Raw genomic sequence first — 8,378 nt, 5'->3', positions numbered from 1 at the left:
CCCCTCCCATGCTCCAGCGCTTGCGTCGCCTGCTCGGCATCGCCCCCACCCGCCCTGCGGTGGAGGCGGCGCAATGGCGGCGGGTCGAGGCGACCCTGCCCTTCCTCGACCACCTCACCGCGGCAGACCGCGCGCGCCTGCGCGAGACGGCGCTCGCCTTCCTCGCCAGCAAGCAGTTCCATGGCGCGCAAGGCCTGGCGCTGGACGACGACATGCTGCTGGCGATCGCGCTGCAGGCCTGCCTGCCGGTGCTCCACATCGGCCTGCAGGCCTACGACGGCTGGGTGGGGGTGATCGTGTACCCGGGCGACTTCCTGATCCCGCGTCGCATCGTCGACGAGGCCGGCGTGCTGCACGAGTACGAGGACGAGGTGCTCGGCGAGGCCTGGGAGGGCGGTCCGGTGCTGCTGTCCTGGTTCGCGGACGAGGACGCGCCGGCGGGCGTCAACGTGGTCATCCACGAGTTCGCCCACAAGCTCGACATGGAGAACGGCGGCGTCGACGGCCTGCCCCGCCTGCGCCCGGGCATGTCGCGCCAGGCCTGGGCCGAGGCCTTCGGCAAGGCCTACGAGGACTTCTGCGCCGAGGTCGACCGCGGCGTCGACACCGCGATCGACCCCTACGGCGCGGAGCACCCGGGCGAGTTCTTCGCGGTGGTCTCCGAGGTCTTCTTCGAGGACCCGCTCGTGCTGCGCGGGCGCTTTCCCGCGGTGTACGATCAGCTCGTGCACTTCTACGGCATGGACCCCGCCGCCCGCGCGGCGACCACCAGCGGAGGCTGAAATGAGCGCGCCCAAGCGCCTGCTGATCGTCCACCACACCCAGAGCGGCAACACCGGCCGCCTCGCCGCCGCGGTGCTCGAGGGGGCGCAGCGCGTGGCCGAGACCGAGACCCGGCTGCTGCGCGCCTTCGATGCCGGCACCGCAGACCTGCTCGCCTGCAACGGCCTGCTGCTCGGCACGCCGGAGAACTTCGGCTACATGTCGGGCGCGCTCAAGGACTTCTTCGACCGCACCTACTACCCCTGCGAGGGCAAGCTCGTCGGCCTGCCCTATGCGGTCTTCGTCAGCGCCGGCAACGACGGCACCGGCGCGGTGCGCGAGATCGGTCGCATCGCCACCGGCTACGGCTGGAAGACGGTCGCCGAGCCCCTGATCGTGCGGCGCGAGATCACCCCTGCCGACCTCGAGCGCGCGCGCGAACTCGGCGAGGCGATGGCGGCCGGCCTGGCGATGGGGGTGTTCTGAGGGCGCGAGGCTTGAGGAGTCAGGCGCGAGGAGCGCTGGAGACGCGGCTGAAGCTGCCTCGAGCGCGCAGCGGAAGTTCACGTTTGCGTTAATCGGGATCGACTTTCACGAAGCGGTAACAATGATCATGGCGGAGTCCGTCCGCGTGGCCTAAGCTGGGATCGTGTCCGCTTCGGAGGGCACCCCGGTCTTTCATCGAACGGAGGATTGCTTATGGCCATCACCTGGATTCTGGTTGCCAACGCCAGCCTGGCAAAGCTGTACGCCAACCTGGGCCCCAACAAGGGCCTGACGCTGGTGAGGGAACTGATCCACCCGGAAAGCAGACAGAAGAACGGCGACCTGGTCTCGGACCGCGCGGGCGCGAACGGCTCGAACGGCACCGGCGGCGGCTCGATGCAGCCGCAGACCCTACCCAAGCAGCACGAGGCCAAGGTGTTCGCACAGGAGCTCGCCCAGACCCTCTACCAGGGACGCACGACCAACGCATTCAAACGCGCGATCCTGGTCGCTCCGCCCGCATTCATGGGCTTGCTCAACGCCGTCCTCGACGGCCCGACCGCGCAGATGGTCACAGACCGCTTCGAAAAGGATTACACCAAGACACCGCAGGACGAGCTCGGGGAACACCTCGGCTCGACGATCTTTCTCTAAGGGAGGACGTTCGCGAAGGCTCCAGACCCGATCAGCCAACGGCAAAAGGCAGCTGCCCGAGCCAAGGAGGATGTGCTTGACCGAGACCCCGAGGATCCAGCTTTCCTGACGAATGCAGTGCACATCGATGACATCGTCTCCACTCCGGAGACCCCGGGCACGCACGGCGTAGCCCGACCCAGGACGGGGCGCACGGCGCCCCGTTCGCTATTGCGACCGACAGCTTCGCGGCCACCGTCGCTCCTGCACGCCCCGAGGCACGCTGGTTTCCGCAGCAGCGCTGCAAGGCGCGGACACGGCCTGTCCGCACCCGGCACCGTCCATCGCGTTCGCCCAGTTCGTTCGCGGCTGTCGCCGCTGCTGCAGGGGCGCGATGCGGAGGACGGCATCAGCTCGTGCCGCGGCCGTAGGTGTCCTCGAAGCGCACGATGTCGTCCTCGCCGAGGTAGCTGCCCGACTGCACCTCGATGATCTCGAGCGGGACCTTGCCCGGATTCGACAGGCGGTGGGTGTGGCCGAGCGGGATGTAGGTCGATTCGTTCTCGGCGAGCAGGAAGCTGCGCTCGCCGTTGGTGACCTCGGCGGTGCCCTTGACCACGATCCAGTGTTCGGCGCGGTGGTGGTGCATCTGCAGGCTGAGCTTGGCGCCCGGGTTGACCACGATGCGCTTGACCTGGAAGCGCTCGCCGGCGTCGATCGAGTCGTACCAGCCCCAGGGGCGATAGACCTTGCGATGGCTCTGCGTGAGCGTACGGCCCTCGGCCTTCAGGCGGGCGACGACCTTCTTGACGTCCTGCGTGCGGTCCTTGTGCGCGACCATCACCGCGTCGGGGGTCTCGACCACCACCATGTCCTCGCAGCCCACCGCCGCGACCAGACGGCTCCCGGCATGCACCAGGGTGTTGCGGCACGACTCGAAGAGCACCTCGCCGCGCGCGGCGTTGCCCTCGCCGTCCTTGGCCGACACCGCCCACAGCGCGTCCCAGGCGCCCACATCGGACCAGCCGGCCGACAGCGGCACGACCACGCCCCGCCCCAGCTCCGGCGCCTCGGCGAGCCTTTCCATCACTGCGTAGTCGATGGAGTCGCTCGGGCTGCGTTCGAAGGCGGCGGTGTCGAGGCGGATGAAGTCGGCGTCGTGGGTGCAGGCGGCCACTGCCGCGGCGCACGCCGCGGCCATCTCGGGCGCGAAGCGGCGGATCGCCGCCAGCCACACCGAGGCCTTCATCATGAAGATGCCGCTGTTCCAGTAATAGGCGCCGCTGGCGACGTAGGCCTCGGCGGTGGCGCGGTCGGGCTTCTCGACGAACTCCAGCAGGGCGCGCGCGCCCTCGCCCTCGGCCAGCGCCGCGCCGCTGCGCAGGTAGCCGTAGCCGGTCTCGGCGCGGTCGGGGACGATGCCGAAGGTCACCAGCGCACCGGTCGCGGCCGCCTTCGCGCCGACCGCGATCGCGTGCTGGAAGGCGGGCTGCTCGGTGATGACGTGGTCGGCGGGCATCACCAGCAGGATCGGGTCGCCCTCCTCCTCCGCCACCAGCGCGGCCAGGGTGAGCGCCGGCGCGGTGTTGCGGCCGACCGGCTCGAGCACGATCTGCGGCGAACGTACGCCGATCTGGCGAAGTTGTTCGGCGATGATGAAGCGGTACTCTTCGTTGGTGACGACCAGCGGGCGCGGGTCGACCTCGCCGCCGGGGAAATCCTTCAGCCGCAGCGCGGTCTCCTGCAGCAGCGAGCGCTCGCCGGTGAGCGGCAGGAGTTGCTTGGGATAGCTCTCGCGCGAAGCTGGCCACAGTCGGGTGCCGGAGCCGCCGGAGAGGATCACGCTCTTGATGGTCATGAATCGGGTCCTTGCTTGGGTTGGGTCGGCCGGGCGTCTTTTTCCCCGTGCGCACGGCAGCGGAGGCGTGCGACCCGGCCTGAGGCATCAGTGGAGGATCTCGCGCAGCATGCGGGCGACGCCGTCGCGCCAGTCGGGCAGCGCGAGCTCGAGGCGGTCGCGCAGCCGCCCGGTGTCGAGCCGGGAGTTGAGCGGTCGCGCCGCGGCGGTCGGATAGTCGCGCGTGCCGATCGGCGCGATCTCGCCCACCTTCAGCGCCGCGCCGAGCTCGCGCGCCTGTTCGATCACGAAGCTCGCGTAGCCGTGCCAGCTCGTCTCGCCGCCGGCGGCGAGGTGGTAGGTGCCACCCAGGCTGTGGTCTCTGTGTTCGGCGCGGATGGCGTGGGCGCTGACGTCGGCGATCAGCTCCGCGCCGGTGGGCGCGCCGTGCTGGTCGGCGATCACGGTCAGGCGTTCGCGCTCGGCCGCAAGGCGAAGCATCGTGCGCGCGAAGTTGCCGCCGCGCGCCGCATACACCCACGAGGTGCGCAGGATCAGGTGGCGGCAGCCCGCAGCGCGGATCGCCTCTTCGCCGGCGAGCTTGGTGCGCCCGTATACCGACAGCGGCGCGGTCGGGGCGTCCTCGCGCCAGGGGGTGTCGCCGCTGCCGTCGAAGACGTAGTCGGTCGAGTAATGCACCAATAGCGCGCCCACCGCCGCAGCGGCCCCGGCGAGCACGCCCGGCGCCTCGGCGTTGATGCGCTGCGCGCGCTCGATGTCGGTCTCGGCCTTGTCCACCGCGGTGTAGGCGGCGGCGTTGACGATCACGTCGGGGGCGAGCCGGCGCACCGTGCGGTCGATGCCCTCGAGGTCCTCGAGATCGCCGCACAGGCCGTCGGCGCCGCCACGGTCGAGCGCCACGACCGTGCCGAGCGGCGCGAGCGAGCGCTGGAGTTCCCAACCGACCTGCCCGTTCTTGCCCAGCAGCAGGATCTTCATGGCTGCACCTCGCGTCCGGCGTAGTTGCGCGCCACCCAGTCGCGGTAGGCGCCGCTCTGTACGTTGGCGATCCAGCCCGGGTTGTCCAGGTACCACTGCACGGTCTTGCGGATGCCGCTCTGGAAGGTCTCCGCCGGACGCCAGCCGAGCTCGCGCTCGATCTTGCGCGCGTCGATGGCGTAGCGGCGGTCGTGACCGGGGCGGTCCTTCACGTAGGTGACGAGGCGCGCGTAGCTGCCGGCCGCGCTCGGGCGCAGCTCGTCGAGCAGCGCGCACAGGGTGTGCACGATCTCGAGGTTGGCCATCTCGTTCCAGCCGCCGACGTTGTAGGTCTCGCCGAGGCGGCCGCGCGCGAGCACCTCGCGGATCGCGCTGCAGTGGTCGCCCACGTACAGCCAGTCGCGCACGTTCTGGCCGTCGCCGTAGATCGGCAGCGGCTTGCCGGCGAGGGCGTTTACGATCATCAGCGGGATCAGCTTCTCGGGAAACTGATAGTGGCCGTAGTTGTTCGAGCAGTTCGTGGTGAGCACCGGCAGCCCGTAGGTGTGGTGCCACGCGCGCACCAGGTGGTCGCTCGCCGCCTTGCTCGCCGAGTAGGGGCTGTTGGGCTCGTAGGTCTTGGTCTCGGTGAAGGCGGGGTCGTTCGGGCCAAGCGAGCCGTAGACCTCGTCGGTGCTCACGTGCAGGAAGCGGAAGAGCTCGCGCTCGCCGGCGGGCAGCGCGCTCCAGTGCGCGCGTGCTGCTTCGAGCAGGGTGAAGGTGCCGTCGACGTTGGTGCGCACGAAGGCGCCGGGGCCATCGATGGAGCGGTCGACGTGGCTCTCGGCGGCGAAGTGCACCACCGCGCGCGGCTTGTGCTCGGCAAAGAGGCGCTCGACCAGGGCGCGGTCGCAGATGTCGCCATGCACGAAGAGGTGGCGCGCGTCGCCTTCCAGCGGCGCGAGCGTCTCGCGATTGCCGGCGTAGGTCAGTGCGTCGAGGTTGATCACGGGCTCGTCGCTGGTCGCCAGCCAGTCGAGCACGAAGTTCGCGCCGATGAAGCCGGCGCCGCCTGTCACGAGAATCACTCTGGGAACCCTGCCTGGAGCTGGAAAAATGCAATTATCGCATCCGGAGCGGGTGATCCGGAGTGTCCGAATTCTCGCCCGCCGGGTCTCGGTTGCGATGAGACCACCCTGCGGCACCGAAAAATCGCGTGTATCCCAGGGTATTTCGCCGTACGCCGGAACCCGCGTCGCGCGCCAAGCCCGCCTTTTCGAGCCTCCCCCGACCGCGCCCGCGACGCGCGGTTGCCCTCTTCGCGCCGCCTGTTGCACTATCCCGCCCTTCCCTTTCGCGCCTCATCGCCTCGACCCCATGCTCCCCCCGATCGAATACCGCATCGCCGAAGAGCTCGGCGTCTCGCCGCGCCAGGTCATCGCCGCCGTCCAGCTCATCGACGACGGCGCCACCGTGCCCTTCATCGCCCGCTACCGCAAGGAAGTCACCGGCGGCCTGGACGACACCCAGCTGCGCACGCTCGAGGAGCGCCTCGGCTACCTGCGCGAGCTCGAGGATCGCCGCGCCACCGTGCTGGCCTCGATCGAGGAGCAGGGCAAGCTCAGCCCCGCGCTGCGCGCCGAGGTCGAGGACGCCGACACCAAGCAGCGCCTCGAAGACCTCTACCTGCCCTACAAGCCCAAGCGCCGCACCAAGGCGCAGATCGCGCGCGAGGCCGGCATCGGCCCGCTCGCCGAAGCCCTGCTCGGCGATGCCACGCTGACGCCCGAAGTGGAGGCGGAGAAGTACCTGAATGCCGAGGCCGGCTTCGCCGACGCCAAGGCGGTGCTCGACGGCGCACGCCAGATCCTCATGGAGCACTTCGCCGAGGACGCCGCCCTGCTCGGCGAGCTGCGCGCCTACCTGCACGAGCATGGCCAGGTGCGCTCGAGCGTGATCGAGGGCAAGGAGACCGAGGGCGCCAAGTTCCGCGACTGGTTCGACTTCGCCGAGCCGATCGCCACCATGCCCTCGCACCGCGCGCTGGCGCTGCTGCGTGGGCGCAACGAGGGCGTGCTGCGCCTGACGCTCGATGTGGAGCGCGCCGATGCGGACGCACCCCATCCCTGCGAAGGCCGCATCGCCGTGCGCTTCGGCATCCGCAACCAGGGCCGCCCGGGCGACCGCTGGCTGAGTGAAACCGCGCGCTGGGCGTGGAGCGTGAAGATCTCCATCCACCTCGAGCTCGAGTTGATGAGCGAGCTGCGCGAGCGCGCCGAGGAAGAGGCGATTCGCGTCTTCGCGCGCAACCTCCACGACCTGCTGCTCGCCGCGCCCGCCGGCACGCGCGCCACCATCGGCCTCGACCCGGGCATCCGCACCGGCGTGAAGGTCGCGGTGGTGGATGCCACCGGCAAGCTGGTCGACACCGCCACCGTGTATCCCTTCGAGCCGCGCCGCGACCGCGAGTCCTCCATCGCCGCCATCGCCGCGCTGGCGAAGAAGCACGCCGTCGAGCTGATCGCCATCGGCAACGGCACCGCCTCACGCGAGACCGACGCGCTGGTGGCCGAGCTGATGAAGCGTCACCCGGAACTGGGCGTGACCAAGATCGTGGTGTCCGAAGCCGGCGCGTCGGTGTACTCCGCCTCCGAGCTCGCCGCGCGCGAGTTCCCCAACCTCGACGTGAGCCTGCGCGGCGCGGTGTCGATCGCCCGCCGCCTGCAGGACCCGCTCGCCGAGCTGGTCAAGATCGACCCCAAGTCGATCGGCGTCGGCCAGTACCAGCACGACGTGAACCAGGGCCGCCTGGCCAAGAGCCTGGACGCGGTGGTGGAAGACTGCGTGAACGCGGTCGGCGTGGATGTGAACACGGCTTCCGCGCCGCTGCTCGCGCGCATCTCGGGACTCAACGCCACGCTCGCCGGCAACATCGTCGAGCACCGCAACACGCAGGGGCCCTTCCGTAGCCGCAGCGCGCTGAAGGACGTCCCCCGGCTCGGCCCCAAGACCTTCGAGCAGGCCGCCGGCTTCCTGCGCATCCCCAGCGGCGACGACCCGCTCGACGCCTCCTCGGTGCACCCGGAGGCCTACCCGGTGGTCGAGCGCATCCTCGCCAAGGTGCAGAAGGGCGTGCGCGAGCTGATGGGCAACGGCAGCGTCCTCAAGAGCCTCAAGCCAACCGAGTTCACCGACGAGCGCTTCGGCCTGCCGACCGTGCAGGACATCCTCGCCGAGCTCGAGAAGCCCGGCCGCGACCCGCGCCCCGAGTTTCGCACCGCGACCTTCCGCGAGGGCGTGGAGACCTTGAAGGACCTCGAGCCCGGCATGCTGCTCGAGGGCGTGGTCACCAACGTCACCAACTTCGGCGCCTTCGTGGACATCGGCGTGCATCAGGACGGCCTGGTGCATATCTCGGCGCTGTCGAACACCTTCGTCAAGGACCCGCACAGCGTGGTCAAGGCCGGACAGGTGGTGAAGGTCAAGGTGCTGGAGGTGGACATCCCGCGCCACCGCATCGCGCTGACGATGCGCCTGGGCGACGAGGTGACGGCGAAACGCGGCGAGCCCGGCGCCCGGCGCGACGAGGGTGCGGCGCGGCGAGACAAGGGCACGCCGCAGCGGGATCGGGCCACGCCTCAGCGTGCGGAAGGCGGCCAGGCGCCGCGTGGCGAGCAGCGCC

7 protein-coding genes are annotated in these 8,378 nt (G+C 70.1%); 4 read left to right on the top strand and 3 right to left on the bottom strand.

All coding sequences use genetic code 11. The features are described 5' to 3' along the window. Positions 1-8: 8 nt before the first annotated feature. The 3 genes from C667_RS17475 to C667_RS17465 all read left to right on the top strand — a co-directional run bounded on the left by C667_RS17475 (position 9) and on the right by C667_RS17465 (position 1,902). Entirely contained in the window at positions 9-782 is a 774-nt protein-coding gene (locus C667_RS17475) for a M90 family metallopeptidase (RefSeq protein WP_004372243.1), read from the top strand. Position 783: 1 nt separating this feature from the next. Then, a complete protein-coding gene (locus C667_RS17470; RefSeq protein ID WP_004372240.1) occupies positions 784-1,248 on the top strand; it encodes a flavodoxin family protein in 465 nt (154 codons plus the stop codon). A 213-nt stretch (positions 1,249-1,461) separates the two neighbouring features. Next, positions 1,462-1,902, top strand: a complete 441-nt coding sequence (locus C667_RS17465) for a host attachment protein (protein WP_004372236.1) — start codon at positions 1,462-1,464, stop codon at positions 1,900-1,902. Between the two features lie 388 nt (positions 1,903-2,290). Here the strand turns inward: C667_RS17465 and C667_RS17460 are convergent, their stop codons facing one another. The 3 genes from C667_RS17460 to rfbB all read right to left on the bottom strand — a co-directional run bounded on the left by C667_RS17460 (position 2,291) and on the right by rfbB (position 5,784). Next, positions 2,291-3,739 (bottom strand): mannose-1-phosphate guanylyltransferase/mannose-6-phosphate isomerase, encoded by a 1,449-nt coding sequence (locus tag C667_RS17460; RefSeq protein WP_004372233.1) that lies wholly within the window; start codon positions 3,737-3,739, stop codon positions 2,291-2,293. A gap of 87 nt (positions 3,740-3,826) precedes the next feature. Continuing rightward, positions 3,827-4,717: a dTDP-4-dehydrorhamnose reductase gene (rfbD, locus tag C667_RS17455; RefSeq protein WP_004372230.1), complete on the bottom strand. Its 891-nt coding sequence runs from the start codon at positions 4,715-4,717 to the stop codon at positions 3,827-3,829. Further along, complete coding sequence (gene rfbB, locus C667_RS17450) at positions 4,714-5,784, bottom strand: dTDP-glucose 4,6-dehydratase (RefSeq protein ID WP_004372227.1); 1,071 nt, start codon at positions 5,782-5,784, stop codon at positions 4,714-4,716. The genes rfbD and rfbB overlap by 4 nt, the downstream gene beginning before the upstream one ends. Before the next feature lie 289 nt (positions 5,785-6,073). On the opposite strand from rfbB, the gene C667_RS17445 reads away from it, so the two are divergent. Then, positions 6,074-8,378: Tex family protein (locus C667_RS17445; RefSeq protein WP_004372223.1), on the top strand; the 2,305-nt coding region annotated here is incomplete at its 3' end.

It is taken from the genome of Thauera phenylacetica B4P, assembly GCF_000310225.1.
GTDB lineage: Bacteria > Pseudomonadota > Gammaproteobacteria > Burkholderiales > Rhodocyclaceae > Thauera > Thauera phenylacetica.
Note: the sequence above shows the minus strand (reverse complement) of the source record. Positions and strands in the feature narration are given on the sequence as shown.

Coding starts and splice junctions, on each gene's coding strand:
- C667_RS17475 (WP_004372243.1), top strand. CDS start 9: ATGCTCCAGCGCTTGCGTCGCCTGCTCGGCATCGCCCCCACCCGCCCT.
- C667_RS17470 (WP_004372240.1), top strand. CDS start 784: ATGAGCGCGCCCAAGCGCCTGCTGATCGTCCACCACACCCAGAGCGGC.
- rfbD (WP_004372230.1), bottom strand. CDS start 4,717: ATGAAGATCCTGCTGCTGGGCAAGAACGGGCAGGTCGGTTGGGAACTC.
- C667_RS17460 (WP_004372233.1), bottom strand. CDS start 3,739: ATGACCATCAAGAGCGTGATCCTCTCCGGCGGCTCCGGCACCCGACTG.
- C667_RS17465 (WP_004372236.1), top strand. CDS start 1,462: ATGGCCATCACCTGGATTCTGGTTGCCAACGCCAGCCTGGCAAAGCTG.